We start from the raw sequence: 25,606 nt of genomic DNA, 5'->3' as shown, positions 1-25,606 counted from the left end.
GCATACCGCGCCGGACCGGCGATTCGTAGCGTCGTCACCATGACAACGAACACGGACACGAACCTTCAGCCCGAGGCCCTGGGCGCCCTCGCATCGGCCCGCCGGAGCTTCACGCTCTACGGCGCGCTCACCGCCACCGCCCTCGGTGCGGTCGTCGTGGTGGCCGCCACCGGTCACACGGTGAACACCTTCATGTGGGTCCGCGCGGTCCTGCTGCCGGTGATCGCGTACGTACTCCTCCGCATCACGGCCGCAGCCGCGGAGGGCTCCCGCCGGGCCTTCGAGCGCGTGAGCACCCTCGCGGTGATCATGCCCATCGCCATCATCGGCGTCGACCTGATCCCGGGCGTCTGCCCGCCCTGGTACGCGGTGGCGCAGGCGCTGTGCATGCTGCCGGTGATCCGCGTCGCGTTCCTCACCCGGGGGGCGGCCCTGAAGGCGGCGTTCCCGAAGGCGGGGTGAGGTGAGCGCCGTGTCAGACGGCGCCGTTTCCCCGCAGCGGCTTCGCGAAGCAGCGGCTGCTGTCGTACGTGCGGTAGTGGCCGAACTTCTCGCACGGGGTGTAGCCGCTGGAGAGGTACAGGGCGATGGCCTCCGGCTGGCGGTCGCCCGTCTCCAGGACCATGCGGGTGCGGCCCGCGGCGCGGGCGTCCGCCTCCAGGGCCGCCAGGATGCGGCGGGCGAGGCCGAGGCCGCGGCCCTCCGGTATGACGTACATCCGCTTCAGTTCGGCGTCACCGTCCGAGTAGCCCTCGTCGTTGCGCTCCTGGGAGCGCCAGCCGCCCGTGGCGACCGGCTGGTCCGACGCGTCGTACGCGATCAGGTACAGGCCGTGAGGCGGGTCGAACATGGTGGGGTCCAGCGGTGTGACATCGCCCCCATCGCCGTAGCGCTCGGCGTATTCGAGCTGCACGCGGTCGTTGAGTTTGACGGCATCGGGGTGATCGAAGGCCCGGACGTGGATATTCATGCGAAGCATCGTACATGTATGCGACATCATTGACCGGTATCGTGCCGGAATGCTCACCGTGACCTCCGTGAATGTAAACGGTCTCCGCGCCGCGGCCAAGAAGGGCTTCGTCGAGTGGCTGGCGCAGACCGACGCCGACGTGATCTGCCTCCAGGAGGTCCGCGCCGAGCCCGGGCAGCTGCCCGCGGACGTGCGTGACCCCGAGGGCTGGCACACCGTCCACGCGCCCGCCGCCGCCAAGGGCCGGGCCGGGGTCTCCCTCTACTCGCGGCGCGCCCCGGAGCGGGTGCAGACCGGCTTCGGCGGTTACGGGCACGCCGGGAGCGAGGAGTTCGACATGAGCGGGCGGTACGTGGAGATCGACCTGCCCGGCGTCACGGTCGCGAGCCTCTACCTGCCCTCCGGCGAGGTCGGCACCGAGCGGCAGGACGAGAAGGAGCGCTTCATGGCCGCCTTCCTGCCCTACCTCGTCGGACTGAAGGCACGCGCCGCCGCCGATGGCCGCGAGGTCGTCGTCTGCGGCGACTGGAACATCGCCCACCAGGAGGCCGACCTCAAGAACTGGCGCGCCAACCGCAAGAGCTCCGGCTTCCTCCCCGAGGAGCGCGAGTGGCTGACCCGGGTCTTCTCGGAGGCGGCGTACGTCGACGTCGTACGCGCCCTGCACCCGGACGTCGAGGGCCCGTACTCGTGGTGGTCGTACCGGGGGCGCGCGTTCGACAACGACACCGGCTGGCGCATCGACTACCAGGTCGCGACCCCCGGCCTCGCGGGCCGCGCGGTGAAGGCATGGGTCGAGCGGGCGGCCACGCACGGCGAGCGGTGGAGCGACCACGCGCCCGTGACGGTGGTGTACGAGCAGTAGGCGGGTCACGGGGGTTGAGCGCGGGCGGGCGGGGTACGGCGAGGGCGCCGCGCCCCTACCCGGACCTACCCGGGTCGGCGGTGGGTTACGCCGGGGTCCGCAGCATCCGCCCCGCCGTCACCGCCGCCAGGAGCATGCACAGCGCGGCCCACCACGGGGGGCCGTCGAGCAGGGTGTACAGCGCGGTGCCCAGGGCCGCGGTCAGGAACAGGGTTGCCATCAGAGCGCCCGCCGTCGCGCCGGAGTGGCGGGGGGTGAGGTCGGTCAGCGCGGCCGTGAGGAGCGCGGTGAGGGTGAGGCCGATTCCGATGCCTGCCACGATCAGGCAGGCCGACAGGGCCGCGTAATCGCCGTCGCTCTCGATGGCGACGATGCCCAGCGCCACCCCGACCGCCGTCGTCGGCAGGCCCGTCACCGCCATGCGCGCCTGTGTCATGCCGTCGCGCAACAGGCGCGGTGCGATCCAGCCGCCGCTGACCGCCACCGCCACCAGCATCGGCAGCATCGGCCCCTTCCACGGCGCCGAGTGGTCGAACGCCTCGCCCATGATGCCGGTCAGCGGAGGCAGCAGGCTGAGGATGCTGAAGCCGACCAGGCCCATCGTCAGGAAGCCGCCCCGGCGTCCGCGGTCCCGGAGGACGTACGGCGGAAGCAACGGGGCCGACGCCGCCCGCTGCCGCGCCGCGAACACGATCAGCAGCGCGACGCCCACACCCAGCGCGACGCCCGCGTCGCCGTCCGCCCGGCCCGCCGACGGGACCCCGGCCAGCCCGTACATGACCGCCCCCGTTCCCAGGAAGCCCAGCAGCACGCCCGGCAGGTCGGCCGGTACACCGCCCGTCCGGTCCGGGGAGTCCGGCGGCAGCGTCCGCATACCCGTCAGGGCCAGCAGCGCGAGCGCGGGCGCCACGGCCGTGAGCGGGCCCCTGGCCATGAACCACAGGGCGTCGCTCCCCAGCAGCCCGAGCATCGGACCGCACGCGCTCACCGCCGCGTAGGCACCGAAGCCCCGGCCCGCACCGCCCCGCGAACCCGCCGCCACCGTCGCCAGGGCCGCCGCCGTGGCCAGCGCGCCGAAACCGCCCTGGAGGAGGCGGCTCGCGAGGAGCAGCGGCGGGGCACCGGCCAGCAGGGCGAACCCCGAGAGCAGCCCCGACACCGCGAAGCCCGTCACCCCGGCGATCAGCGACCGCCTGCGGCCCACCCGGTCCGCGATATGGCCCCCGGGCACCAGCATGGCCGCGAAGGCGACCGCGAAGGCGTAGGAGACGGGCGCGGAGGTGGGATAGGGGGCGGTCCTTCCGTCGGGGCCGGCCGGATTCCCGAGCACGGCCCCGGCCAGGACCGCCAGTTGCGCCACCACGATCACGGCGAGGCCCCGCGTACGGGCCGCTCCGGTCGGCTGCGCGGGAGTCGTCGGCGGGTACGCGGGGGAGGCGACGGGCTCCGTCACGGCCTCAGTCGGCTTCGCCGCCGAGTTCACCGGTGCCGCCTCCTCCCGCGCCTCCGGTACGTAGTCCAGCAGCCGCGCCGATCTCCGCCCCAGCTCCGCCAGCACCTCGCCCGGCAGCCACACCGCGTCCCCGCCCCCGTCCCCGGACGTGCGGGCGGCGATCTCGTGCGGGGCGGGGCGGGCGGCCGGATCCTTCGCGAGGCAGGCGCGTACCAGGGGGAGCAGCGACTCCGGTACGCCCGTCAGATCCGGTTCGTCCTCCGCGATCCGGAACAGGTGCGCGTTCAGACCGGTGTCCGTGGCGCCGAAGAGCAGGCGGCCCGTCGCCGCGTACACCAGGACCGCGCCCAGGCAGAACACGTCACTGGCCGGGGTGAGTTCGAGGCCCCTCACCTGTTCCGGGGACATGAAACCGGGTGAACCGATCAGCATGCCCGCACGTGTGAGCAGGCTGCCGTCCGTCAGCTTGTCCATCGCGCGGGCGATGCCGAAGTCGATGACCCGCGGCCCGTCCACCGTCACCAGCACGTTGGACGGCTTCAGGTCGCGGTGGATGAGGCCCGCCCCGTGCACCGCCCCCAGCGCGAGGGCGAGGCGGTTCGCCAGGACGCGGACCGAGTGCTCGGGCAGCGGTCCGTAGTCCGTGCCGACCACCGTCGCCAGGTCCGGGCCGGGTACGTACTGCGTGGCCAGCCACGGCACTTCGGCCTCGGTGTCCGAGTCGAGGACGTCCGCCGTCCAGCTCCCGGCCACCTCACCGGCCGCCGCCACCTCACGCGCGAAGCGCTTGCGGAACTCCGGCTGCGCCGCGTACTCGCGCTGCACGACCTTCACCGCGACCGTGCGGCCGACGTCCGAGCGGCCGAGGTAGACGAGTCCCATCCCGCCCGCGCCCAGGCGGGCGATCAGGCGGTAGGGGCCGATGCGCGTGGGGTCCTCGGCGGTCAGCGGCTTCATGCCGGAAACCTAGCGGGGGGCGGCCGGTACGGGTGGCGGAATGAGCAAGATCCGCACCGGATCTACCCGGTCTCCTCCGCCGTCTTCCGCCGCAGCCGCCGGTCCAGCGCCATCGACAGCTCCGCGTCCACCACCGCGCGGGCCAGCGGCCGCAGTTGGGGCGGTTCCGGGTCCGTCTCCGCGCCGTACTCCTGGAGCACCGAGACGAACAGGTCCGCCAGCGCCTCCGCGTGCGCGCGGACGTGGCGGCCCGTCGAGAGCACCGTCGAGAGCGGCACCCCCTCCCGTACCAGCTCGGCGGACACGTCCAGCAGGCGGCGGCTGATGTGGACGATCTCCTCGCCGTCCGTCCCCAGGTAGCCCAGCTCCATCGCCAGGGCCAGGTTCTCCGGCGTGGACTCGCCCTCGAAGTAGTCCGCCAGCTGCTCGGGCGTCAGGCGGACCGGGGTCTCCTCGGACGGTTCGCCCAGGCCCAGCACCTCGGCGACATCGCGGCCGCTCTCGAACGTACGGGCCAGGTCGGCGATGCCGGTCAGGGTGTGGCCGCGTTCCAGGAGGCCCGTGATCGTGCGCAGGCGGGCCAGGTGGTGGTCGTCGTACCAGGCGATGCGGCCCTCCCGGCGGGGCGGCGCGATCAGGCCGCGCTCGCGGTAGAAGCGCACGGTCCGCACGGGGATGCCGGCCTCCTTGGCCAGCTCCTCCATGCGGTACTCGCGGTGCTCGGGTCCGTCTGCCACCCCCGCAGCCTATCCGCCTCCCCGGGGCGCGGGCCTCAAGTTGTACCGCGGGTAACTTTGCTTCGTCCGCCCCCTACCCATCGGTACTTCGCTGCTCTACCCTCCCAACCATGCCAGTGATTGCTGGCAGAGTCGTGTGACGTACCGCGGGAGGCGGCAGCATGGCCCAGCACGAGCATGTACGCGTGGCGGTGATCGGATCCGGATTCGGGGGCCTCGGCGCCGCGGTCCGGCTGCGACGCGAAGGCATCACCGACTTCGTGATCCTGGAGCGCGCCGGTTCCGTCGGCGGCACCTGGCGCGACAACAGCTACCCCGGCTGCGCCTGCGACGTACCGTCCCACCTCTACTCCTTCTCGTTCGCCCCCAACCCCGAGTGGCCGCGCACCTTCTCCGGGCAGGAGCACATCCGCGCCTACCTGGAGCACGTCGCCGACACCTTCGGGCTCCGCGCCCATCTGCGCCTCGACCACGAGGTCAAGCAGATGCGCTGGGACAACGACGAGCTGCACTGGGTCATCGACAGCGCGAACGGCACCACGATCGTCGCGGACGTCGTCGTCTCCGCGACCGGGCCGCTCTCCGACCCGAAGATGCCCGACATCCCGGGGCTCGCCGACTTCCCCGGCAAGGTCTTCCACTCCGCCCGCTGGGACCACGACGCCGACCTCACCGGCAAGCGCGTCGCGATGATCGGCACCGGCGCCTCCGCCATCCAGATCGTCCCCTCCATCCAGCCGAAGGTCGGGAAGCTGACCCTCTTCCAGCGCACCCCGCCCTGGGTCATGCCCCGCATGGACCGCAAGATCAGCGGCGCCGAGCAGTGGCTCCACCGCGCCCTGCCCGCCACCGGCGCCGCCCGTCGCGGACTCCTCTGGGGCATCCGGGAGTTGCAGGTCAGCGCCTTCACCAAGCACCCCGACCAGCTCGGTCTGGTCGAGCGCATAGCGAAGTCCAACATGGCCCGCGCCATCAAGGACCCGGCCCTGCGCGCCAAGCTGACCCCCTCCTACCGCATCGGCTGCAAGCGAATCCTGCTGTCGAGCACGTACTACCCCGCTCTGGCCCAGCCCAATGTCGACGTCGTCGCCTCCGGCCTCGCCGAGGTACGCGGCTCCACGGTCGTCGCGTCCGACGGCACGGAGGCCGAGGTCGACGCGATCATCTTCGGCACCGGATTCCACGTCACCGACATGCCGATCGCCGAACGCGTCGTCGGCGCCGACGGGATCACGCTCACCGAGGCCTGGAAGGACGGCATGCAGGCGCTGCGCGGCGCCAGCGCGGCCGGGTTCCCGAACTGGATGACCATCATCGGCCCCAACACCGGGCTCGGGAACTCCTCGATGATCCTCATGATCGAGTCCCAGCTGAACTACATGGCCGACTACCTGCGCCAGCTGAACCTCCTCGGCGGCAAGGCCGCCCTCGACGCCCGCCCCTCCGCCGTGAACACCTGGAACCGCCGCGTCCAGGAACGGATGAAGCGCACCGTCTGGAACACCGGCGGCTGCAACAGCTGGTACCTGGACGCCAACGGCCGCAACACCACCGTCTGGCCCGGCACCACCTCCGAGTTCCGCAAGGCCACCCGGACCGTCGACCTGTCCGAATACCAGGTCCTCCGTCCGTCCGTCCCCGCCCAGCGCACGTCCGGCGACACCGTCTCCGAGGAGGCCGTCCGATGAGCCGCCCCCTGCCCGTCGCGGGGCGCCGCCCCGTGGCCGCCCGCGAACTCCTCGCCGTCTCCGCCGACGGCTCCCGGATACACGTCGAGATCCACGGCCAGGAGGGCGCGCCCGCCGTCGTCCTCTCCCACGGCTGGACCTGCAACACCAGCTTCTGGGACGCCCAGATACGCGACCTGGCCGTCGACCACCGCGTCATCGCCTACGACCAGCGCGGCCACGGCACCTCGCCCGCCGCCGCCCGCGACGGCTACACCACCGACGCCCTCGCCGACGACCTCGAAGCGGTCCTCGCCGCCACCCTCGCCCCCGGCGAGAAGGCGGTCCTCGCCGGGCACTCCATGGGCGGCATGACCATCATGTCCGCCTCCCGCCGCCCGAAGCTGCGCGAGCACGCCGTCGCCGTCCTGCTGTGCAGCACCGGCAGCTCCCGGCTCCTCGCCGAGTCGCTCGTCGTACCGATGCGCGCCGGAGCCGTACGCACCCGCCTCACCCGCGCGATCCTCGGCGCGCGCGCCCCCCTCGGGCCGGTCACGCCCGTTTCGCGTCGGATACTGAAGTACGGGACGATGGGCGCCGGTTCGGCCCCCGACCGGGTCGACACCTGCGCCCGCATCGTGCACGCCTGCCCCCGCATCCCCAGGGTCGCCTGGGGCCACGTCCTCGCCGAGCTCGATCTGGACGAGGGCGTACGGGAGTTGCGCGTGCCCACTGCGGTCATCGCGGGTACGGAGGACCGGCTCACGCCGCCCGTCCACGCCCGCGCCATCGCGGCGGCCCTGCCCGACTGCCTCGGCCTCACCGAGCTGACGGGCATGGGGCACATGACGCCCGTGGAGGCGCCGGAGACCGTCACGGCGAAGATACGGGAGCTGGTGGCCGCGTACCTGCCGTCCGGCCCGGACCGGGACGCGCGGGGTACTACAGACATCGAGGGCAAGGAGGAGGTCGCATGAGCGGCACGGGAAGTCTCGAAGGACAGGTCGTCGTCGTCACCGGCGCGGCACGCGGCGTCGGCGAACTCCTCGCCCGCAAGCTCTCCGCCCGGGGAGCGATCCTCGCCCTCGTCGGCCTCGAACCCGACGAGCTGAAGAAGGTTTCGGCCCGCCTCCACGGTGAGAGCGACCACTGGCACGCCGACGTCACCGACCACGAGGCGATGTCCCAGGTCGCGAGGGACGTCAAGGCCCGCTTCGGCAAGGTCGACATCGTCGTCGCCAACGCGGGCGTCGCCACCGGCGGCCCCCTCGTCGACTCCGACCCCGTCGCCTGGCGCCGGGTCATCGAGGTCAACCTCATCGGCGGCGCGGTGACGGCTCGCGCCTTCCTGCCCGTCCTCATGGAGAGCCGGGGCTACTTCCTCCAGATCGCCTCCCTCGCCGCGATGACCCCGGCCCCGATGATGAGCGCCTACTGCGCCTCCAAGTCCGGCGTCGAGGCGTTCGCGCACAGCCTGCGCGGCGAAGTCGGCTACAAGGGCGTGAAGGTGGGCGTCGGCTACCTCTCCTGGACCGACACCGACATGGTGCGCGGCGCCGACGAGGACGACGTCATGCGGGACCTGCGCAAGCGCCTCCCGTGGCCCACCAACCGCACGTACCCCCTCGGCCCCGCCGTCGACCGCATCGTCGCCGGAATCGAGCGCCGCTCCGCCCACGTCTACGCCCAGTGGTGGCTGCGCGGCATGCAGTCCGTACGCGGCTACCTGCCCACCCTCATCGGCGTCGTCGGCCAGCGCGAGATGCGCCGCTTCGGCCCGCGCATGGAGGGCCGGAGCAGGGGCCTCGTCGGTGCCGGAGGCGCCGCTGACCAGCAGGAACGCGCCGCGCGCACGGAGCGTGAATGATCGACATGCGGAGCGTGGTCGGCCGTGTGAATCTGGTCGAGGCCCCACCGGGGCCGTACCCCACGCACCACATAGGAGTGAACAGCATGGGCATCGCCGACCAGTTCAAGGACAAGGCCAAGGACCTCGCGGGCCAGGCGCAGGACCAGACGCAGGACCGCCAGCGCCAGGGCCAGGGCCGCGACCGCGCCAAGGACGCGACCCAGCAGGGCCGCGACCGCGCGAAGGACGCGACGCGGCGCGCCCAGAACGAGGCGAACGAGCGCCTCGACCGGTAACGGTCGCGCGGTGACGCCGAGGGGCGCGCCCGGATTCTTCCGGGCGCGCCCCTTCCGGCTGTCCGAGGGCCGCCCGGCGGGCCCCGACGGCCGCCCTCGCTTCGGCCTCGGCCGGAAAGGGATGGCGCCCCGCGAACCGCTCCCGGGTCACCCCGCATTGCCCTCGCGGGCCTGGAACCCTGCTCCACCGGCCGTGTATGCATGAAGAGTTGCCATTCTCAGTTGCTGCGGAGCGGGCCTTGAGTGAACACGAGAACCTGAAGAAGTCCGCCGGCCCCCGCCGGGCACCGGCCGCCCAGCAGACGGGCGCGCCGCAGGCGCAGCACGAGGGGCTGTGGGCCCTCCAGGCCCAGCACGGGAACGCCGCCGTCGTCCAGATGCTCCGCGAGGCCGGCCATCCCTGGGTCCAGCCGTCGCACGAGCGGCATCAGCACGGTCCGGGCTGCGACCACCAGGTCGCCGAGCAGGCCGAAGCGGATACGGCACCCGTGCAGCGGTCCACCGTGCACGAGGTGCTCCGAGCCCCCGGCCGGGCGATGGACGACGCGACCCGCACCGACATGGAGGCCCGGCTGGGCGCGGACTTCTCGGACGTGCGCATCCACGACGGTTCCGCTGCCGCGGCCTCGGCGGCCGAGGTCGGCGCCCGCGCCTACACGTCCGGCAACCATGTCGTCATCGGCGCGGGCGGCGCCGACAGGCACACCCTCGCCCACGAGTTGACCCACGTCATCCAGCAACGCCGGGGGCCCGTCGCCGGGACCGACGACGGCAGCGGGCTCAGGGTCTCCGACCCGGCGGACCGCTTCGAGCGCGAGGCGGAGGCCAACGCGAAGCGAGCCCTTGCCGGGACGCCTCCGGTCCACGCCCCCGAAAGCATGCCGTCGACGTCCGCGCGGGACGTGTCCCCGGTGCACGGCCGGCCCCACCTGCAACGGACCAGGACGAAGGAAGTCCCGGCCGCGGCGACCAAGCGGTCCATGGGCAAGATGACGTCGGACTGGACGCAGATGCCCTATGCCGGCGGGAAATGGCCCGACTCCGTCGAGAACAGCGCCAAGCGCCGTATGGAGGCCGATGAGCAGGCTCTGCGCCACGTCGCGCGGCAGTTCTTCAACAGCGGAAGGGCCTACATCGAGGACGACGGGAACCAGGAGACCCAGGTCATGTGGGTCGGCGGCGGGATTCTTGTCGCCTGCAACGACAACACCACCGCCGCCAAGATCCTGAACACCCTTGAGACGAGAACGCTCGCCGATGTCATGCGGGACTCGCACGGGACAGGAGGCGACGCGAGAGCCCAGAGGTCGGCGGACTACATGACCAACCTCGGTGAGGGGAACGGCCGGGAGGGCGCGGTCAACGCCTTCATGGCCACCGCCATGGCCGTGCAGGACGGCGTACTGGCGGCTCAGACGGCGACGGAGGCCGCGGCGACGATCGGGGCCGGGCAGATGGACGGGAAGATCGTCTTCATCCGTTCCGGCTTCGAAGAACTCCACGCGGAGCAGAAGCTGGTGCTGGCCCTGCTTCAGTCCGGCTCGACCGGTGCGGCGATGATCGCCGGCAAGAAGAGGCCGTGCACCTCGTGCTTCTGCTCCTTGTCGATCGCGAAGGAGAAGAAGCTTCCCCAGCTGAGCTTCCAGACGAAGCCCGGCGGCTACTGGGCAACCGCGAACGCCGGCCTCACGAAGATCGCCAACGCGGCGGGGGTCAAGGACGAGAAGGAGCTCGACGAGCTGATCCAGAAGTACGGGCCGACGACCGCTCACCGCACCGGCCCGGACGGGAGCCAGCAGTACGGATCGGACTCCGAGGAGTCCGAGAAGTCCGACGTCGAGATGACGGGGTAGGGCCCGCGTGGCTGCTGCGTCAGGCGGCCTTGACGGACGCGATGAACGGCGCCCAGGCGGTGGCGTGGACGACGAGCGCGGGCCCGTCGGGCCGCTTGGAGTCGCGGACGGGGACGAGGCCGGGGTGGCCGTCGGCGACTTCGAGGCAGTTGCCGCCGCTGGTGTTGCTGTAGCTGCTCTTACGCCACAGGGCGTACCCCTCGGCTACTTCGAGGCAGTTGCCGCCGGAGCCGTTGCTGTAGCTGCTCTTGCGCCAGCGGGTGGTGCTCAGGTCAAGGGTGGTGCTGGCCATTCCGGAACTCCTCAGCCGCCTTCTTCAGCAGGGCGAGGGACACCTCTGGCGGCAGCGCGGCGGCCCTGAGGCGATCGTAGGCGTTGCGGTACTGCTTAACGAGCCCCGGATCATCGATGGTCTGCCCGTGGTAGGCCCCCTCGGTGTAGAACAGCGGCGGCTCGTCGTCGAAGTCCAGGAGCAGCAACGGCATCTCGCTGATGGGGCGGGTGGCCGCGTTCCACGGAAGGATCTGTAGAACGACCCGACGGCTTTGCACCAGGGCGGCGATGTGATCCAACTGCTCGGCCATCTCCGCTGGTTCCAGCAGCGGATGGCGGAGCACCGACTCGTCCAGTACCACCCAGTACTCGGGTTTCTTGGGGTCGGCGAACAGCTTGGCCCGCTCCTGTCGAGCGTCGATCTTGGCCTGCACCTCCTCGGGAGTGTCCAGAGGGTGCGTTGCCTGGATGACGGCTCGTGCGTAGGCGGGGGTCTGGAGGAGCCCCGGGATCAGATTGCCCGACCACTCGTTGATGGTCCGGGCGCGGGTCTCCGCTTCCGCGATGTTCGCAAAGAACGCGGCGTGTCCCTTGCTTTGGGCCTCCCGAACGTCTTCACAACGCCGAGTGAAGAAGTCCGTGCTCAGCTTCTGGTCCACGTGTGCGGCGAGCGGAGGCGGCATGCGGCGGTCGCCGTGCTCGACGGCGCTGAGCATGGCGATTCCGTAGTAGCTGCCGTCCAGCAGCTTCTCCATGGTCAGGCCCGCCGCCTCCCTCTGGTACCGCAACTCCTTCCCGTAGAACTGCGGCACCCCCGCCGAACCGTCGATCTCCTTGGCCACCGCCGACCGCCTTTCACGCCTCGCTCTGTGGAGCGGAATTGGCTTCCACGGTACGGCTCCATACGGCAGCGTGTGAGGTATTCGTCACAGCAAGCAACCGAAAGGTGGGCGGCCCTCATGGACCACGGCCCGTACGACATCGGCCAGGAGATCGACGCACTGCGTGCGGCGCTCAAGGCCAACGGCATCACGCTGCCGTCATTGGGAGTTGACCCGCTGACGCTCGCATGGTCCGGCCGCCAGCCGCTCGTCGCGCTGGGTAACTGCAACACGGAGACGGCGCGTCAGCTGGCCGAGGTGCTGCAGAGGGCGGCCGGGGGATGAACGGGCTGCCCCTGACATGGGAGTTCCTGGCGGTCCCGCAGGCGGTACCGGAGGTACGGCAGATACTGCGAGCGCGGTTCGACGGCGAGGACGCGGGCGATCTCCTGCTGTGCGTCAGTGAGTTGCTGGCGAACGTGATCGCCCATGTGGGGGAGCGCACGCCGGTGTCGCTACGACTGAGCGCGACGCCCTCGGGACGCGTACGGGTAGCGGTGAGCGACCCCGCAGCAACGGTCTGGCCGGTCCTCCGCGAGACCGGCCCGGATGGCACGTCGGGCCGGGGCCTCCAACTGCTGGACGCGCTCGCCCTGCGGTGGGGCGTGGAACAGGCCCCGTACCGCAAGACGGTCTGGTGCGAACTACGGGCCCCGGGAAGCCGGGCGGGCCTCCGGCCCGAGGGGGCGCAGACTGGGGAACGCGCCTCGGTTGACGAGGCGTCGTCCACGCCCGCCCTCACTCTCGGAGGCCGCCATCACCAGCTCTGAACCGGTCGTCTGGGTCCGCAACGACATCTGCGGCCTCGGGCCCTACCGCGCCGACCTCGTGGAAACCTATTGGTCTTGGGAACAGGACCCCGCCCTGATCGTTGCCTTCGGCCGCACGCGTCCGGAATCCCTGGAGGCCCGCACCGAAGGCATCGCGCGTCAACTCCGCGGTGAGAACATCCGCTTCACCGTCTACGACCTCATCGGGGAGCCGGTTCCGGTCGGGATCGCCACGCTTCTGCCCGATCCGGCCGTCCGGACCGCCGAATACGGGGTGTTGCTCGCACGCGAGGCACGCGGCAGGGGCCTGGGGACCGCAGCCACCCGCCTCACCCTGGACTACGCCTTCCACGTCACCAACCTGCGCATGGTCTGGCTCAAGGCCCTCGCCCCCAACAAGGCGGGCATCCGCGTCTACGAGAAGGCCGGATTCCGACCCGCCGGCACTCTCCGCGAAGCCGGCTACTGGCTCGGCGAGGTCTGCGACGAGGTGATCATGGACGCCGTTGCCGCCGACTTCACCGGCCCCTCGGCGATCGCTCCGCTCGTGTAGGTGTGCCGAGGCCCGAACACTGGTGGCGAGGGATCACCAGGGGTACCCGCGCACGAGTGGGGTGATCCGGTTTCCGTTCCGCATGATGTCGATTCCGAGGGAGGCGTGCGATGCCGCTGAACGCGCAGCAGCTGAACACCGCGACGTTCGCTGAACTGCTCGCCGACACCCGCCGCACGGCTTTCCACCTGGAGATGCGCGACGTGTACGCAGTCGGCGACGAGACGGACGACTACGCCGCTTTCCTGCGTACCGGCGTCCCGAACCTCGACCCGGCTCGGTCGTTCTGGCCCCAGTGGATGCCGCTCGTGAAGGATGCGGTCGCCCGCGGCGTGGTCATGCGCCGCGCACGGATCGTCTCCGAGCCGGTCACCGACTACATCCGCTACGAGCACGCCATCACCCCGCTCAACCTCCAGGCCGGAGAGGACGTACGCTGGCTGCCCCGCCGCAGCGCGAGCGACATCGCGCTGCCCGGTAACGACTTCTGGCTCCTGGACGGCCGACTCGTGCAGTTCCACCACTTCACCGGCACCGGCGACTGGGCATCGGACGGCAAGGAGCGCACCACGGACCCGGCCGCCGTCGCGCTGTGCCAGGCCGCCTTCGAGGCAGTCTGGGAGCGCGGCATCCCGCACGAGAAGTACACCGTTCAGGCACTCTGAGGTCGGCTAGAAGCTGTCGTACGCAGGCCGCCCCGCAGGCCGGTAGACCGCGAGGACCGTGCCGCCCTTCGTCCCCGTCACCGTGACCGGTTCCAGGGCCGTCGGGATCGCGCCGTCCGCGAAGAGGCGTTTGCCGGTGCCGAGGATGACCGGGTGGATCGTGAGGCGGTACTCGTCCACCAGGTCCTCGCGCATCAGGGTCTGGGCCAGGTCGCCGCTGCCGACGACGTTGATGTTGCGGCCCTCGGTCTCCTTGAGGCGGCGTACCGCGTCGGCGGTGTCGCCGGTCAGGAGGGTGGAGTTCTGCCAGTCCACGGACGTGAGGGTGCGGGACGCCACGTACTTGTGCATGGAGTTCATGCGCTCCGTGAACGGGTTGTCCGGGTCGGCGGTCGGCCAGTACGACGCGAAGATGTCGTACGTCTTGCGGCCGAGGAGCATCGCGTCGGTGTCCTCGTACCAGCCGGCGATCGCCTCGCCGACGCCCTCGTCGAACGTGGGCTTCTGCCAGCCGCCTTGCCGGAAGCCGCTCTCGGGGTCCTCGTCGGGGCCGCCGGGGGCCTGCATGACGCCGTCGAGGGTCAGGAACGTGGAGACGATGATCTTGCGCATGGTGTGTGCTCCTCTCGTCGCGGCAGACGCCGAGGCCGTCGGCCTCAGCGGACCACGTCGAAGACGTTTTTCTGGATGCCGTTGGGGAACGCCTCGTGCTCCACGAGCTTCAGGTGCCGGGTGTCCTTGTCGGCCGTGCTGAACAGGCGCTTGCCCGCGCCGAGGAGCAGCGGGAAGACGAGCAGGTGATAGCGGTCGATCAGACCGGCGTCGGAGAGCGCGTGGTTGAGGGCGGCGCTCCCGTGGACGATGACCGGGCCGCCGTCGGTCTCCTTCAGCGCGGCGACGTCGTCCATGGACCGGAGGATGTGGGTCTCGCCCCACGTGTCCACGAGGCCGTCCTCGGTGAGCGTCGTGGAGACGACGTACTTGGGCATCGCCTTGTAACCGGCGAACTCCTCCATGCCCGGCCACACGGGGCTGAACGCCTCGTAGCTGAGCCGCCCCATCATGAGCGCCCCGGCCTCCTCCTGCTCCCGGCCCTTGATCTCGTACGCCTCGGGGAGGAAGTCGATGTCCTTGAACGTCCAGCCGGAGTTCCGGTAGCCGGGCTCGCCGCCCGGGGCCTCCATGACGCCGTCGAGGGAGACGAAGGCGGTGCTGATGAGTGTGCGCATGGTGTCCTCGGGGTATGTGCGGCGTGCTTTACATGGGTTCAGACTGCGCGGTGCGGGAAAAGTCATCGGTCCGGCGTTCCGGACGGGTCCCCCGGATGGCAGAGTCGGTACGCATGATCGATGACGCGGTGAAAGAACGCCTCCACGGCAATCTGCGGATGGCCCGTGAGGCCATGGTCTGGAAGCTCGACGGGCTCGGAGAATACGACATCCGGCGGCCGTTGACCTGGACCGGGACCAACCTGCTGGGGCTCGTCAAGCACCTGTCGTTCTGGGAGGCCCGCTACTTCGGGGACGTCTTCGGGCGGCCGTTCCCCGAGCCGCTTCCCCGCTGGGACGACAACGAACCGGCCGGCCGGGACATGTGGGCCACCGAAGGGGAGACCCGGGACGAGATCGTCGGCCTGTACCGACGGGTGTGGGCGCACACCGACGCGACGATCGCCGCGCTGCCCCTCGACGCGCCCGGCCGGGTGGAGTGGTGGGGGCGGCCCGAGGTGCGGCTGTTCGACGTCATGATCCACATGCACGGCGAGACCGCCCGGCACGCGGGCCACGCCGACATCCTCCGCGAACAGCTCGACCACGCGACGGGCAGGGCCGCCGCGTACGCCGAACCGCAGCAGGACGCGGCGTACTGGGATGCCCACCGCGCGAAGGTCGAACGCGCGGCGAAGGCCGCCGAAGAGGCGTAGAACTCAGCGGCCCCGCCTGCGCAGCGCCTTCACCTCGCGGTCGGCCTCCCACGCGTCCGCCACCGGGCCCAGGTGGCCGAGCTTGTCCGGGTTGATCACCGAGCGGACCGTCTGGACACGGCCGTCCAGCACGTCGAGGGACAGGATGTGGAGCACGCCCCCGTCGCGCACCCGGAACAGCGCGCCCGGGCGGCCGTTCACCTCGCGCGGTTCGCAGGTGATGCCCGCCTCGGCCATGAGGGGGTAGACCGTGGCGAGCAGCCGGGCCGCGTTCTCCGCGCCCACGACGGTCCTGGCCAGCTGCGGTGCCTTGCCGCCCCCGTCACCGACGAGCTGGACGTCGGCGGCGAGCAGGCTCCGCAGGCCCTCCACATCGCCCCGGGACAGCGCGTCGAAGAACCGGCCCGCCAGCTCCCGCTGCTCCGCGCGGTCCGCCTCGAACCGGGGCCGCCCCTCGTGCATGTGGCGCCGGGCCCGTACGAGCAGCTGGCGGCAGGCCGCCTCGGAGCGGCCCACCGCCGCCGCGATGTCGGCGAAGCCGAAGGCGAAGACGTCCCGCAGCACGAACACCGACCGCTCCAGCGGGCTCAGCCGCTCCAGGAGGAGCAGCGACGCCATCGACACCGAGTCCGCCAGCTCGGCGGCCCGTGCCGGGTCCGCGTACGGGTCGTCCAGCAGCGGTTCCGGCAGCCACGGGCCGACGTACTCCTCCCGCCGCACCCGGGCCGACCGCAGCACGTCGATCGCGATCCGGGTCACCGTGGTGGAGAGGAACGCCTTCACCGACTCCGGCCGGGTGGCCGAGGCGTCGTAACGGAGCCAGGTCTCCTGGACGGCGTCCTCCGCCTCGGCGACGCTGCCCAGGACGCGGTACGCGATCGAGAACAGCAGCGCCCGCAGCTCCTCGAACTCCTCGGCCTTGCCCATGCCGGACCCCTTCCCTCGCTTCTTCCGCTCAGTGGAACTGTCCGGGCCGGTAATCGCCCGCGGGCTGCTGCGTGATGATGTTCAGCCGGTTCACCGCGTTCATGAACGAGACCAGCATGACGAGCGCGGTCAGCTGCTCCTCGTCGTACAGCTCGGCCGCCCTCGCCCAGGTCTCGTCGTCCACCCCGGTCCCGGCGTCGGCCGTACGCGTGCCCTGCTCGGCGAGGGCGAGGGCCGCGCGCTCGGCGTCGGTGAACACGGTGGCCTCCCGCCAGACCGCGACGAGATTCAGCCGCACCGCGCTCTCCCCGGCCGCGACGGCGTCCTTGGTGTGCATGTCGACGCAGGCCGCGCAGCCGTTGATCTGGCTGACGCGGAGGGCGACGAGCTCCTGCGTGGCGGCGGGCAGCGGCAGGTCCTTCACCTCCCGGCCGCACGCCATGAAGTACTTGAGCGCCTTGGCGGCGACGGGGTTGGTGAAGTAGCTGAGGCGAGCGTTCATCGGGTCCTCCTCGGGAGCGCTGTGGTGCGTTCACTCCCTGGACGAGACAGCGGGCCGGGCTGTGACACGGGGGTGCGCGGTGTGACGCGGGTCTCGTGGGCCACGACAGTCGTACGCGTACGGCCCGGGCCGCCCGGCGCACGCCGCCGTACTCGTCCCCGAGACATCCGGATCCGGCGACCTCGACCTCAAGCGGTTCACGCCCCGGCAGGGCGTCTGCACCGTGTACGCCCGCTGCACGGGCAACGGCCACGTGGACGGTGGCGGTCGTGGCCGGTGCGCCCGACGTGTGAAGGCCGGGGGCCCGGGCGGCGTGTACGCCAACTCACCTGGCACCATGCGCCCATGACCACCCAGGACATACAGACCCGGGGCGAGGCGCTGGTCGCCGCCGCTCTGGCCAAGGATGTGAAGGCCGCCCACCGGCACACGGACTTCTTCGTGTTCGGGAGACACATCGACGAGGGCATCCCCTACTGGGAACGGGCCGTCGAGGCCGGGGACATCTGGTCGCACTACACGCTGGCCCGGTACCGGAAGGTCCGGGGCGACCGGGCGGCGGCGGACGCGCTCTACCGCGAGTGGGCGGAGTTCGACGGGGGGTGCGCCTGGGGGCTCGGGGTGCTGCTGCGGGAGGACGGGAAGACCGACGAGGCCGCCGAGTGGCTGCGGCAGGGGTGGGAGAACTCGCGGCACCTCGAATGCAAAATCGAGCTGGGCAAGATCATGGCCGCCGAGGGGCGGTGCGCGGAGGCGTCCGCGTTCCTGATGAGCAAGGCCGAGCTCGGTGACATCGCCGTATTCCGCTGGTCCCGGCTCTTCGACTCGTTCGAGGAGGTCTTCGACCGGGTCGAAGAGGCGCTGGAGGCCGCCGAGGCCGACGAGGACGGCGCGGCCGCCCTGGCGGCGGTCCGGGGACTCTTCGAGCTGGACAAGCACTTCGCGGACTACCCGGGACTCGCCCCCCGCGCCGACGCGCTCTACCGCCGGGGCTCCGCGCTCAGCGCCGAGGCAGGGGTGTACTACGCGATGTTCCTCACCGAGACCGGCGAGGAGGGCTGGCCCGAGGCCATCGAGCTGCTGCTCCAGGCGCGCGAGGCGGGCGTGGAGCGGGCCGCCGGGGTGCTCGGCAACCTGTGCGAGCAGCGCGGCCAGCTGGCGGAGGCCGAGCGTGTCCACCGGCTCGCCGTCGAGGCGGGCGACGAGGCGCCCAAGTGGAACCTCGGGATGCTGTGCATGCGGCTCGGCCGGTACGACGAGGCCGAGCACTGGTTCCGGCAGTTCGGCGAGGACGACAAGGACGCCGTGCAGCAGCTGGCCCGGGTCGCCGCGCTCCGCGAGGGCGGCCCCCGTGCCGCCGACGAGCCCGACTTCCGGCAGCTCCCCGGACTGCGCGAGCGGGCCGAGGCGGGCGACGCCGAGGCCGGGTACGAATACGCCGACATGCTCAACGACTGGGGCGGCAAGAACGCCCGCTACCTGATCCCCTGGATCGAGCCCGCCGCCCGCGCCGGGAACCCGGACGCGGCCTACGACCTGGCGGAGCTGTACGCGAAGCTGCGCCGCTTCCCCGACCGCGACAGGTGGCACCGGGTGGCCGCCGAGGGCGGCGACCGGCACTCCTGCCACTACATGGGCTGGCTGTCCGACCAGCACCGGGACTACCAGGAGTCCGAGCGCTGGTACGTCCGCGCGGCCGGTCTCGGCTCCCGCCTGGACTCCATGCTCGCGGGCAAGCTGATGGTCCAGCGCAAGGCGTACGCCGAGGCCGAGCCGTACCTCCGCCGGGCCTGGGAGGAGGGCGACGACAACGACACGTTCCGCACGGAGGCGGCCGGATACTACGGAGTCGCCTTGCGCCACCTGGGCCGGCTGGACGAGGCCATGGACCTCCTGACGCTCGCCGCCGACCGCTGGCGGGAGGACGTGCTGCCCCACTACGACCCGGACGACCTGGACCTCCGCGCCCGGATGATCCGGCCGGAGGAGGAACTGGAGGCGCTGGACGAGCAGTTGGACGCGGAGCTCGACGCGGAGCTGGCGGAGGACGACGAGGAGTGACCCCGCCCCCGCCCCCTACCTCGGCGGCAGCGGGGGCCGCCTGCGGTCCGGGGCCGTGTCGTACGTGGGCGGGGTCGCCGGGGGATGGGCCGCCAGGAGGTCCAGGGCGGTGCGGACCGCGTCGTCCAGGACCGCGTAGCGGCCCTCCGCCCAGTCCAGCGGGGTGCGCAGCGCCTCCAGGTCCGGTTCGACGCCGTGGTTCTCGACGGACCAGCCGTACGTGTCGAACCAGGCCGCGTTCATCGGCACCGTGATCACCGTGCCGTCGCCCAGCCGGTGGCGGCCGGTCATGCCGACGACGCCGCCCCAGGTGCGCTGGCCGACGACCGGGCCCAGCTTCAGCAGGCGGAACGCGGCGGTGATCATGTCGCCGTCGGACGAGGTCGCCTCGTCGGCCAGGGCGACGACGGGGCCCCGGGGGGCGTTGGAGGCGTAGCTCACCGGCTGGGCGTTGCGGGTCAGGTCCCAGCCCAGGATCGTACGGGTGAGCTTCTCCACGACCAGTTCGCTGATGTGGCCGCCGGCGTTGCCGCGTACGTCCACGATCAGCGCGGGGCGGGACACCTCCATCCGCAGGTCGCGGTTGAACTGGGCCCAGCCCGAACCGCCCATGTCGGGGATGTGGAGGTAGCCGCACCGCCCCCCGCTCAGCTCCCGGACCACCTCGCGCCGCTTGGCGACCCAGTCCTGATAGCGGAGGGGGCGTTCGTCGACGAGGGGCACGACCGCGATGCGGCGCGGAGGGCCCCCGCCCTCCGCCGGGCGGAAGGTCAGCTCGACCGTCGTGCCGCCCGCCGCCGCCAGCAGCGGATACGGCCCGGCGACCGGGTCCACCGGCCGGCCGTCCACATGGGTCAGCACCGCCCCCTCGCGGATTCCCGTACCGGCCAGCGGGGACCGCGCCTTGGAGTCCGACGAGTCGCCGGGCAGGATGCGCAGCAGGGTCCAGTCCCCGTCCCGGCACGCGAAGTTGGCGCCGAGCAGCCCGATCGCGCGCTGGTAGTGCGGCGGGCCCTCGTTGCGGCGCGCGGGCGCCACGTAGGCGTGCGAGGTGCCCAGCTCGCCCAGCACCTCGCGCAGCAGGTCCGCGAACTCGTCGGGCGTGGCGACGCGTTCGACCAGGGGCCGGTACTGGTCCAGGACCCCCGGCCAGTCGATGCCGCACATGTCCGGCTCCCAGAAGTAGGAGCGGATGATGCGGCCCGCCTCGTCGTACGCCCCGCGCCACTCCGCCGCCGGGTCCACCTCGTGCAGGATGCGGCGCAGGTCCAGATAGACGGTCGAGTCGTTGTCGCCGGGCTCCGCGGCGGGGACCGCGCGCAGCTCGCCGTCGTCCATCACGACCAGCCGGGACGCGTCACCGCTGACCTCGAACCAGTCGAGGTGGCCCACGAGTTCGGTCTTCTTCGCCTTGGCGATGCTGAAGTGCTCCAGGGTCGGCCGGCCCGACATGTCCGCCGGGTTGGCGAAGGTCTCGCCGAGCGCCCCGGAGATCGGCCAGCGCAACCACACCAGGCCGCCGCCGCTGACCGGCGCCAGCGCGGAGTACTTCGAGGCGGAGACCGGGAATGGCGTGACCCGGCTCTCCAGCCCCTCGAACTCGACGGTGACCGTGGACCCCTCCGTCATCCCCGCCTCGGCCGTGTCGACCGGGTCCAGGCCGCCCGCCGCGGGCCGCCCGTCGGGCAGCAGGGCGAAGGGGGACGGGGTCGCCGAGGAGAGCGGCACCAGGTAGGGACGGCAGCCGAGCGGGAAGGACAGGTCGCCGGTGTGGACGTCGTACACCGGGTCGAAGCCGCGCCAGGACAGGAACGCCAGATAGCGGCCGTCGCCCGTGAAGACCGGGTTCTCGTCCTCGAAGCGGCCGTTGGTGACGTCCACGATCACGGGCTCGCCCGGACCGCCGATCCGGGCCAGCTTGATCTTGCGCAGCGAGCGGCCGATCCCCGGGTGCGACCAGGTCAGCCAGGCGCCGTCCGGGGAGAACGCCAGGTCGCGTACGGGCCCGTTGACGGACCGGATCAGCTCGGTCGGCTCGCCCGTGGCCGTCTCCTCGTCGGTGTCCAGGAGCAGCAGGCGGCCGTCGTGCGAGGCGATGGCGAGGCGTTCGCCGTCCGGGTCGGAGACCAGCTCCTGGACCCGGCCGATCAGGCCCGAGGCGAGGCGGCGGACCGGGCGGTCGCCGCTGGCGCGCGGCAGCGGGGCGATCTCGACCGCGTCCTCGCCCTCCGCGTCGGTGACGTACGCGACCTGGCCCCCGCTGCCCAGCATCTCCGGCAGCCGCACCCGCACACCCGGCGTGTCCGAGATGGTGCGGGCGGGCCCGTCGCGGTGCGTGAGCCAGTACAGGCTGCCGCGAACCGACACGGCGCTCGCCCGGCCCGTCTCGTCCACGGACACCGCGTCCACATGGCTCGACGCCGGGACCTGGTACGTACGCCGCCCCGCGCGCGGGCCGCCGAGCCGGACCTCCAGCTTCCGGGGCACCGCGTCCGGCGTCTCCAGGTCGTCCACGAGCCACAGCTCGCCCGCGCACTGGTAGACGATCCGGCGCCCGTCGCTCGCCGCGTGCCGGGCGTAGAACGCGTCGTGGTCGGTGTGGCGGCGCAGGTCCGTGCCGTCGGGACGGCAGGAGTAGAGGTTGCCGACGCCCTCGTGGTCGGAGAGGAACGCGATCCGGCCGCCCACGAACATCGGGGCGTCGAGGTGCCCGCCGATGTCCGGGAGCAGCCGCTCGCCGTGCAGCCACAGGCGGCCCATGGCTCCGCCCCGGTAGCGCTTCCAGGCCGCCGGTTCGTGCGGCGGGGTGCCGGTGAGCAGCAGGGTGCGGCGCTCGCCGTCGGTGTCGGCGACCGCGATGTCGGTGACCGGGCCCCAGGGGAGCTTGCCGCCGGGGCTGCCGTCGGTGGGGACGCTGTAGGCCCACGAGAAGTAGGAGAACGGCTGGTTGTGCGAGGAGACGGCGAGGATCTGTGCCGCGTCGCCCGGGTCGGGCGTCCAGCCGCAGACCCGGGTGTCGGTGGAGCCCCAGTAGGTGAGCCGGCGGGACGGTCCGCCGGCGACCGGGGCGAGGTGGATCTCCGGGTCGAGGCTGCGCCACGACGTGTACGCGATCCGGGTCCCGTCGGGCGAGAACCGGGGGTGGCCGGCTCTGGTGCGGTCGACGGTGACCCGCCAGGCCCGGCCGGGGCGCTCCCCTTCGGCGGCGAGGGGGGCGACCCAGAGATCGTCCTCGGCCACGAAGCAGAGCAGATCCTCGTGGAGGTGCGGGAACCGGAGATACGAGACGTCGTCACTCACCCCCCAATGCTTTCCGCGCGAGGGGGGCCCGGCAACTCAGAGAGGCCCGCTTTTTGTGGTGCGAGCCACAAGCGAAACCGTTTCGTTTCGCTCGACGGCCGGGGTACCGTTCTACTGTACGAAACGGTTTCGTTCGATGATCCATCGGACAGGAGGTCGGCCATGGCACGCACACGGCTCACGCCCGAGCGTGAGAGCGAGCTGTACGCCGCCGTGCTCGACCTGCTCCGCGAAGTCGGTTACGACGCCCTCACGATGGACGCCGTCGCCGCCCGTACGCATTCCAGCAAGGCCACCCTCTACCGCCAGTGGGGGAGCAAGCCGGCGCTCGTCGTCACGGCCCTGCGGCACAACAAACCCGGCAGCCTCGGCGATGTCGACACCGGCTCGCTGCGCGGGGACTTCCATGCCGTGCTCAGCCGCAGTGACGACTGTCAGATGGAGAAGGACGCCGCGCTGATGCGGGGTCTGAGCCATGCCGTCCACGACAACCCCGACCTCCTGCAGGCCCTGCGCGAACTGCTGATCGAACCGGAGATGACCGGTCTCGACACGCTGCTGCGCCGGGCCGTGGACCGGGGAGAGGTGAGCCCGGACAACCCGGCGCTCAGATACGTACCGCACATGCTGGTGGGCGCCGTCGCCACCCGGCAGCTGGTCGAGGACCGCCCCGTCGACCAGGCATTCCTTCTCGACTACGTCGACTCCGTGATCCTCCCCGCTCTCGGCGTCTGACCTCAGGTCCCCGCGCTTTCCGCACGGCCCCTCCCCAAGCCCCACCTGACACGCCGCTCTCGTCGTCGGGCTGGTTCCTCACGCCCATTTCCACTCAACGACCTGACCGGGAGTACGCCCCCGTGGCCACATTCCTCTACAAGCTCGGACGGCTCGCCTTCCGGCGCCGCCGCTATGTCGCCCTGATCTGGGTGGCACTGCTGGCGCTTGCCGGGTTCGGCGCGTCCTCCGCAGCCACCGCGACCTCCAGCTCCTTCTCCATTCCCGGTACGGAGGCCCAGAAGGCCTTCGACCTGCTGGAACAGCGCTTCCCGGCCGCCAGTGCGGACGGCGCCACCGCGCGCATCGTCTTCAAGGCCCCCGAGCACGAGAAGATGACGGACGCGGCCAACAAGGCCGAGGTCAACAAGATCACCCGGGAGCTGAAGGAAGGCTCCGACCAGATCGCCTCGGTCACCGACCCGTACACCGGCAACGCCGTCTCCAAGAACGGCTCCACCGCGTACATCTCGGTCTCGTACAAGGTCAACTCGATGGAGCTGACCGACGCGACCCGGGACGCGCTGGAGGACGCCGGCACCCACGCCCAGAAGAGCGGGATGACCGTCGAGATCGGCGGTGACGCGCTCCAGGTGATGCCGGAGACCGGCGCCACCGAGGTCATCGGCATCGCGCTGGCCGCCGTGGTGCTCGTCATCACCTTCGGCTCGCTCATCGCGGCCGGGCTGCCGCTGCTCACCGCCCTGATCGGGGTCGGCATCGGCGTCTCCACGATCACCGCCCTGGCCAACGTGCTCGACCTGGGCTCCACCACCTCCACGCTCGCGATGATGATCGGCCTCGCCGTCGGCATCGACTACGCGCTGTTCATCGTCTCCCGCTACCGCGCCGAGCTGGCCGAGGGCCGGGAACGCGAGGAGGCGGCGGGCCGGGCGGTCGGCACGGCCGGGTCCGCGGTCGTCTTCGCCGGGCTCACCGTGGTCATCGCCCTCGTCGGCCTGGCCGTCGTCAACATCCCGATGCTCTCCAAGATGGGCTTCGCCGCGGCCGGCACGGTCGCCATCGCCGTCCTCATCGCCCTCACCCTGGTCCCGGCCATGCTGGGCTTCGTGGGCAAGCGCATCGTGGGGCGCAAGGCGCGCAAGGCCGCCGAGGCGGAGAACAAGCCCGAGGCGAAGCCGAACATGGGCACCCGCTGGGCCCGGTTCGTGCTGCGCAAGCCGGTCTGGGTGCTGCTCGTCGGCGTCCTGGGCCTCGGCGCCATCGCTGTTCCTGCCGCCTCGCTGGAGATGGGTCTGCCGGACGACGGCTCCCAGCCCACCAGCACCACCCAGCGCCGCGCCTACGACCTGCTCTCCGACGGCTTCGGCCCCGGCTTCAACGGTCCGCTGCTCGTCGTGGTGGACACCGAGGACAGCGCGGACGGCAAGGCCGCGGCCAAGCGGGTCGGCGACGAGATCGCCGGGATCAAGGGCGTCGTCGCCGTCACCCCGGCCACGTTCAACAAGGCCGGCGACGCGGCGATGATCACCGTCGTCCCGAAGGACCGCCCGAGCTCCGTCGAGACGGAGAACGTGGTCCACGCGATCCGCGACGCGGGCAAGGACATCAAGTCGGACACCGGCGCCGAGGTGCTGGTCACCGGCTCCACCGCGATGAACATCGACTTCTCGCAGAAGATGAACGACGCGCTGCTGCCCTACCTGGCGCTCGTGGTCGGCCTCGCCTTCCTGCTCCTGATGGTGGTCTTCCGGTCGGTCCTGGTGCCGCTGAAGGCGGCGCTCGGCTTCCTGCTCTCGGTCGTCGCGGCCCTGGGCGCGGTCGTCGCGGTCTTCCAGTGGGGCTGGCTCGGCTCGCTCTTCGGGGTCGAGCAGACCGGTCCGATCATGTCGATGATGCCGATCTTCATGGTGGGCGTGGTCTTCGGCCTCGCGATGGACTACGAGGTCTTCCTCGTCACGCGGATGCGTGAGGCGTACGTCCACGGCGAGAAGCCCGGCCAGGCCATCGTCACCGGCTTCAAGCACGGGGCGCGGGTCGTCACGGCCGCCGCCGTGATCATGATCGCGGTCTTCTCCGGGTTCATCGGCTCCAGCGAGCAGATGATCAAGATGATCGGCTTCTCGCTCGCCATCGCCGTCTTCTTCGACGCGTTCGTCGTGCGCATGGCCATCGTGCCCGCCGTCCTGGCGCTGCTCGGCAAGCGCGCCTGGTGGCTGCCGCGCTGGCTCGACCGCGCGCTGCCCAACGTGGACGTCGAGGGCGAGGGCCTGCGCAAGGAGCTGGACGAGCCGTCGTCCGGCGACGCCGGGCCGGAGTCCGGCGGGGAGCGCGAGCTGATCCGCGTGTGAGCCGCGCGGAGTGAAGT

At 71.6% G+C, this 25,606-nt stretch carries 25 protein-coding genes; 15 read left to right on the top strand and 10 right to left on the bottom strand.

What is annotated here, in order from left to right:
• Window positions 1-39 precede the first annotated feature (39 nt).
• The gene (locus ACZ6C6_RS21525; protein ID WP_469204876.1) at window positions 40-462 is read left to right on the top strand and encodes a hypothetical protein; all 423 of its coding nucleotides are present in this window, start codon (window positions 40-42) and stop codon (window positions 460-462) included.
• A gap of 13 nt (window positions 463-475) precedes the next feature.
• On the opposite strand, the gene ACZ6C6_RS21520 is transcribed toward ACZ6C6_RS21525, so the two are convergent.
• Window positions 476-970 (bottom strand): GNAT family N-acetyltransferase, encoded by a 495-nt coding sequence (locus tag ACZ6C6_RS21520; protein WP_469204875.1) that lies wholly within the window; start codon window positions 968-970, stop codon window positions 476-478.
• A gap of 49 nt (window positions 971-1,019) precedes the next feature.
• Between ACZ6C6_RS21520 and ACZ6C6_RS21515 the strand changes: the two genes are divergently transcribed.
• The gene (locus ACZ6C6_RS21515) at window positions 1,020-1,835 is read left to right on the top strand and encodes an exodeoxyribonuclease III (RefSeq protein WP_469204874.1); all 816 of its coding nucleotides are present in this window, start codon (window positions 1,020-1,022) and stop codon (window positions 1,833-1,835) included.
• A gap of 85 nt (window positions 1,836-1,920) precedes the next feature.
• Here the strand turns inward: ACZ6C6_RS21515 and ACZ6C6_RS21510 are convergent, their stop codons facing one another.
• The gene (locus ACZ6C6_RS21510) at window positions 1,921-4,245 is read right to left on the bottom strand and encodes an MFS transporter (RefSeq protein WP_469204873.1); all 2,325 of its coding nucleotides are present in this window, start codon (window positions 4,243-4,245) and stop codon (window positions 1,921-1,923) included.
• A gap of 62 nt (window positions 4,246-4,307) precedes the next feature.
• Window positions 4,308-4,949, bottom strand: coding sequence for a MerR family transcriptional regulator (locus ACZ6C6_RS21505; protein ID WP_469205027.1), 642 nt, complete (start codon window positions 4,947-4,949; stop codon window positions 4,308-4,310).
• 194 nt (window positions 4,950-5,143) lie between these two features.
• Between ACZ6C6_RS21505 and ACZ6C6_RS21500 the strand changes: the two genes are divergently transcribed.
• The 5 genes from ACZ6C6_RS21500 to ACZ6C6_RS21480 all read left to right on the top strand — a co-directional run bounded on the left by ACZ6C6_RS21500 (window position 5,144) and on the right by ACZ6C6_RS21480 (window position 10,647).
• Complete coding sequence (locus ACZ6C6_RS21500; protein WP_469204872.1) at window positions 5,144-6,670, top strand: flavin-containing monooxygenase; 1,527 nt, start codon at window positions 5,144-5,146, stop codon at window positions 6,668-6,670.
• Complete coding sequence (locus ACZ6C6_RS21495; RefSeq protein WP_469204871.1) at window positions 6,667-7,626, top strand: alpha/beta fold hydrolase; 960 nt, start codon at window positions 6,667-6,669, stop codon at window positions 7,624-7,626. The genes ACZ6C6_RS21500 and ACZ6C6_RS21495 overlap by 4 nt, the downstream gene beginning before the upstream one ends.
• Window positions 7,623-8,516: an SDR family oxidoreductase gene (locus tag ACZ6C6_RS21490; RefSeq protein WP_469204870.1), complete on the top strand. Its 894-nt coding sequence runs from the start codon at window positions 7,623-7,625 to the stop codon at window positions 8,514-8,516. Before ACZ6C6_RS21495 ends, ACZ6C6_RS21490 begins: the two co-directional genes overlap by 4 nt.
• Window positions 8,517-8,602: 86 nt before the next feature.
• On the top strand, window positions 8,603-8,794 hold the full coding sequence (locus ACZ6C6_RS21485) for a hypothetical protein (RefSeq protein ID WP_469205026.1): 192 nt from the start codon (window positions 8,603-8,605) through the stop codon (window positions 8,792-8,794).
• 197 nt (window positions 8,795-8,991) lie between these two features.
• On the top strand, window positions 8,992-10,647 hold the full coding sequence (locus ACZ6C6_RS21480) for an eCIS core domain-containing protein (RefSeq protein WP_469204869.1): 1,656 nt from the start codon (window positions 8,992-8,994) through the stop codon (window positions 10,645-10,647).
• A 19-nt stretch (window positions 10,648-10,666) separates the two neighbouring features.
• Here the strand turns inward: ACZ6C6_RS21480 and ACZ6C6_RS21475 are convergent, their stop codons facing one another.
• Entirely contained in the window at window positions 10,667-10,939 is a 273-nt protein-coding gene (locus ACZ6C6_RS21475) for a DUF397 domain-containing protein (protein WP_469204868.1), read from the bottom strand.
• Window positions 10,920-11,762, bottom strand: a complete 843-nt coding sequence (locus ACZ6C6_RS21470; RefSeq protein WP_469204867.1) for a DUF5753 domain-containing protein — start codon at window positions 11,760-11,762, stop codon at window positions 10,920-10,922. Before ACZ6C6_RS21470 ends, ACZ6C6_RS21475 begins: the two co-directional genes overlap by 20 nt.
• A gap of 117 nt (window positions 11,763-11,879) precedes the next feature.
• Between ACZ6C6_RS21470 and ACZ6C6_RS21465 the strand changes: the two genes are divergently transcribed.
• The 4 genes from ACZ6C6_RS21465 (at window position 11,880) to ACZ6C6_RS21450 (ending at window position 13,789) form a co-directional block, all read left to right on the top strand.
• The gene (locus tag ACZ6C6_RS21465; RefSeq protein ID WP_469204866.1) at window positions 11,880-12,086 is read left to right on the top strand and encodes a hypothetical protein; all 207 of its coding nucleotides are present in this window, start codon (window positions 11,880-11,882) and stop codon (window positions 12,084-12,086) included.
• Window positions 12,083-12,571 (top strand): ATP-binding protein, encoded by a 489-nt coding sequence (locus ACZ6C6_RS21460; protein ID WP_469204865.1) that lies wholly within the window; start codon window positions 12,083-12,085, stop codon window positions 12,569-12,571. The genes ACZ6C6_RS21465 and ACZ6C6_RS21460 overlap by 4 nt, the downstream gene beginning before the upstream one ends.
• 25 nt (window positions 12,572-12,596) lie before the next feature.
• Window positions 12,597-13,124, top strand: coding sequence for a GNAT family N-acetyltransferase (locus ACZ6C6_RS21455; protein WP_469205025.1), 528 nt, complete (start codon window positions 12,597-12,599; stop codon window positions 13,122-13,124).
• Window positions 13,125-13,234: 110 nt separating this feature from the next.
• Window positions 13,235-13,789, top strand: coding sequence for a DUF6879 family protein (locus ACZ6C6_RS21450; RefSeq protein ID WP_469204864.1), 555 nt, complete (start codon window positions 13,235-13,237; stop codon window positions 13,787-13,789).
• A 6-nt stretch (window positions 13,790-13,795) separates the two neighbouring features.
• On the opposite strand, the gene ACZ6C6_RS21445 is transcribed toward ACZ6C6_RS21450, so the two are convergent.
• Both ACZ6C6_RS21445 and ACZ6C6_RS21440 read right to left on the bottom strand, forming a co-directional pair.
• The gene (locus ACZ6C6_RS21445) at window positions 13,796-14,401 is read right to left on the bottom strand and encodes a dihydrofolate reductase family protein (RefSeq protein WP_469204863.1); all 606 of its coding nucleotides are present in this window, start codon (window positions 14,399-14,401) and stop codon (window positions 13,796-13,798) included.
• Between the two features lie 44 nt (window positions 14,402-14,445).
• Window positions 14,446-15,018, bottom strand: a complete 573-nt coding sequence (locus ACZ6C6_RS21440; RefSeq protein WP_469204862.1) for a dihydrofolate reductase family protein — start codon at window positions 15,016-15,018, stop codon at window positions 14,446-14,448.
• A 113-nt stretch (window positions 15,019-15,131) separates the two neighbouring features.
• Here ACZ6C6_RS21440 and ACZ6C6_RS21435 point away from each other — a divergent pair, with 113 nt between their 5' ends.
• Entirely contained in the window at window positions 15,132-15,713 is a 582-nt protein-coding gene (locus ACZ6C6_RS21435; RefSeq protein ID WP_469204861.1) for a DinB family protein, read from the top strand.
• A gap of 3 nt (window positions 15,714-15,716) precedes the next feature.
• Here ACZ6C6_RS21435 and ACZ6C6_RS21430 read toward each other — a convergent pair whose 3' ends face one another.
• The gene (locus tag ACZ6C6_RS21430) at window positions 15,717-16,640 is read right to left on the bottom strand and encodes an RNA polymerase sigma-70 factor (RefSeq protein ID WP_469204860.1); all 924 of its coding nucleotides are present in this window, start codon (window positions 16,638-16,640) and stop codon (window positions 15,717-15,719) included.
• A 28-nt stretch (window positions 16,641-16,668) separates the two neighbouring features.
• Window positions 16,669-17,142: a carboxymuconolactone decarboxylase family protein gene (locus ACZ6C6_RS21425; RefSeq protein WP_469204859.1), complete on the bottom strand. Its 474-nt coding sequence runs from the start codon at window positions 17,140-17,142 to the stop codon at window positions 16,669-16,671.
• Window positions 17,143-17,487: 345 nt separating this feature from the next.
• On the opposite strand from ACZ6C6_RS21425, the gene ACZ6C6_RS21420 reads away from it, so the two are divergent.
• Window positions 17,488-19,203: an SEL1-like repeat protein gene (locus ACZ6C6_RS21420; RefSeq protein WP_469204858.1), complete on the top strand. Its 1,716-nt coding sequence runs from the start codon at window positions 17,488-17,490 to the stop codon at window positions 19,201-19,203.
• A gap of 15 nt (window positions 19,204-19,218) precedes the next feature.
• On the opposite strand, the gene ACZ6C6_RS21415 is transcribed toward ACZ6C6_RS21420, so the two are convergent.
• Window positions 19,219-22,503 (bottom strand): S41 family peptidase, encoded by a 3,285-nt coding sequence (locus ACZ6C6_RS21415; RefSeq protein WP_469204857.1) that lies wholly within the window; start codon window positions 22,501-22,503, stop codon window positions 19,219-19,221.
• 162 nt (window positions 22,504-22,665) lie between these two features.
• On the opposite strand from ACZ6C6_RS21415, the gene ACZ6C6_RS21410 reads away from it, so the two are divergent.
• A complete protein-coding gene (locus tag ACZ6C6_RS21410; protein WP_469204856.1) occupies window positions 22,666-23,238 on the top strand; it encodes a TetR/AcrR family transcriptional regulator in 573 nt (190 codons plus the stop codon).
• A gap of 122 nt (window positions 23,239-23,360) precedes the next feature.
• Window positions 23,361-25,589 carry an MMPL family transporter gene (locus tag ACZ6C6_RS21405; protein WP_469204855.1) on the top strand — a complete coding sequence of 743 codons (2,229 nt, stop codon included), beginning with the start codon at window positions 23,361-23,363 and terminating at the stop codon, window positions 25,587-25,589.
• Window positions 25,590-25,606 lie beyond the last annotated feature (17 nt).

This window comes from Streptomyces sp. NPDC041814, assembly GCF_055590565.1.
The sequence above is the reverse complement of the archived record's forward strand: the minus strand, read 5'-3'. Positions and strand labels throughout refer to the sequence as shown.

What these genes read in the sequence shown, in the direction of transcription:
- ACZ6C6_RS21525 (WP_469204876.1), top strand. Translation starts at nt 40, where the DNA reads ATGACAACGAACACGGACACGAACCTTCAGCCCGAGGCCCTGGGCGCC.
- ACZ6C6_RS21520 (WP_469204875.1), bottom strand. Translation starts at nt 970, where the DNA reads ATGAATATCCACGTCCGGGCCTTCGATCACCCCGATGCCGTCAAACTC.
- ACZ6C6_RS21515 (WP_469204874.1), top strand. Translation starts at nt 1,020, where the DNA reads ATGCTCACCGTGACCTCCGTGAATGTAAACGGTCTCCGCGCCGCGGCC.
- ACZ6C6_RS21510 (WP_469204873.1), bottom strand. Translation starts at nt 4,245, where the DNA reads ATGAAGCCGCTGACCGCCGAGGACCCCACGCGCATCGGCCCCTACCGC.
- ACZ6C6_RS21505 (WP_469205027.1), bottom strand. Translation starts at nt 4,949, where the DNA reads ATGGAGGAGCTGGCCAAGGAGGCCGGCATCCCCGTGCGGACCGTGCGC.
- ACZ6C6_RS21500 (WP_469204872.1), top strand. Translation starts at nt 5,144, where the DNA reads ATGGCCCAGCACGAGCATGTACGCGTGGCGGTGATCGGATCCGGATTC.
- ACZ6C6_RS21495 (WP_469204871.1), top strand. Translation starts at nt 6,667, where the DNA reads ATGAGCCGCCCCCTGCCCGTCGCGGGGCGCCGCCCCGTGGCCGCCCGC.
- ACZ6C6_RS21490 (WP_469204870.1), top strand. Translation starts at nt 7,623, where the DNA reads ATGAGCGGCACGGGAAGTCTCGAAGGACAGGTCGTCGTCGTCACCGGC.
- ACZ6C6_RS21485 (WP_469205026.1), top strand. Translation starts at nt 8,603, where the DNA reads ATGGGCATCGCCGACCAGTTCAAGGACAAGGCCAAGGACCTCGCGGGC.
- ACZ6C6_RS21480 (WP_469204869.1), top strand. Translation starts at nt 8,992, where the DNA reads ATGCATGAAGAGTTGCCATTCTCAGTTGCTGCGGAGCGGGCCTTGAGT.
- ACZ6C6_RS21475 (WP_469204868.1), bottom strand. Translation starts at nt 10,939, where the DNA reads ATGGCCAGCACCACCCTTGACCTGAGCACCACCCGCTGGCGCAAGAGC.
- ACZ6C6_RS21465 (WP_469204866.1), top strand. Translation starts at nt 11,880, where the DNA reads ATGGACCACGGCCCGTACGACATCGGCCAGGAGATCGACGCACTGCGT.
- ACZ6C6_RS21460 (WP_469204865.1), top strand. Translation starts at nt 12,083, where the DNA reads ATGAACGGGCTGCCCCTGACATGGGAGTTCCTGGCGGTCCCGCAGGCG.
- ACZ6C6_RS21450 (WP_469204864.1), top strand. Translation starts at nt 13,235, where the DNA reads ATGCCGCTGAACGCGCAGCAGCTGAACACCGCGACGTTCGCTGAACTG.
- ACZ6C6_RS21445 (WP_469204863.1), bottom strand. Translation starts at nt 14,401, where the DNA reads ATGCGCAAGATCATCGTCTCCACGTTCCTGACCCTCGACGGCGTCATG.
- ACZ6C6_RS21440 (WP_469204862.1), bottom strand. Translation starts at nt 15,018, where the DNA reads ATGCGCACACTCATCAGCACCGCCTTCGTCTCCCTCGACGGCGTCATG.
- ACZ6C6_RS21435 (WP_469204861.1), top strand. Translation starts at nt 15,132, where the DNA reads ATGATCGATGACGCGGTGAAAGAACGCCTCCACGGCAATCTGCGGATG.
- ACZ6C6_RS21430 (WP_469204860.1), bottom strand. Translation starts at nt 16,640, where the DNA reads ATGGGCAAGGCCGAGGAGTTCGAGGAGCTGCGGGCGCTGCTGTTCTCG.
- ACZ6C6_RS21425 (WP_469204859.1), bottom strand. Translation starts at nt 17,142, where the DNA reads ATGAACGCTCGCCTCAGCTACTTCACCAACCCCGTCGCCGCCAAGGCG.
- ACZ6C6_RS21420 (WP_469204858.1), top strand. Translation starts at nt 17,488, where the DNA reads ATGACCACCCAGGACATACAGACCCGGGGCGAGGCGCTGGTCGCCGCC.
- ACZ6C6_RS21410 (WP_469204856.1), top strand. Translation starts at nt 22,666, where the DNA reads ATGGCACGCACACGGCTCACGCCCGAGCGTGAGAGCGAGCTGTACGCC.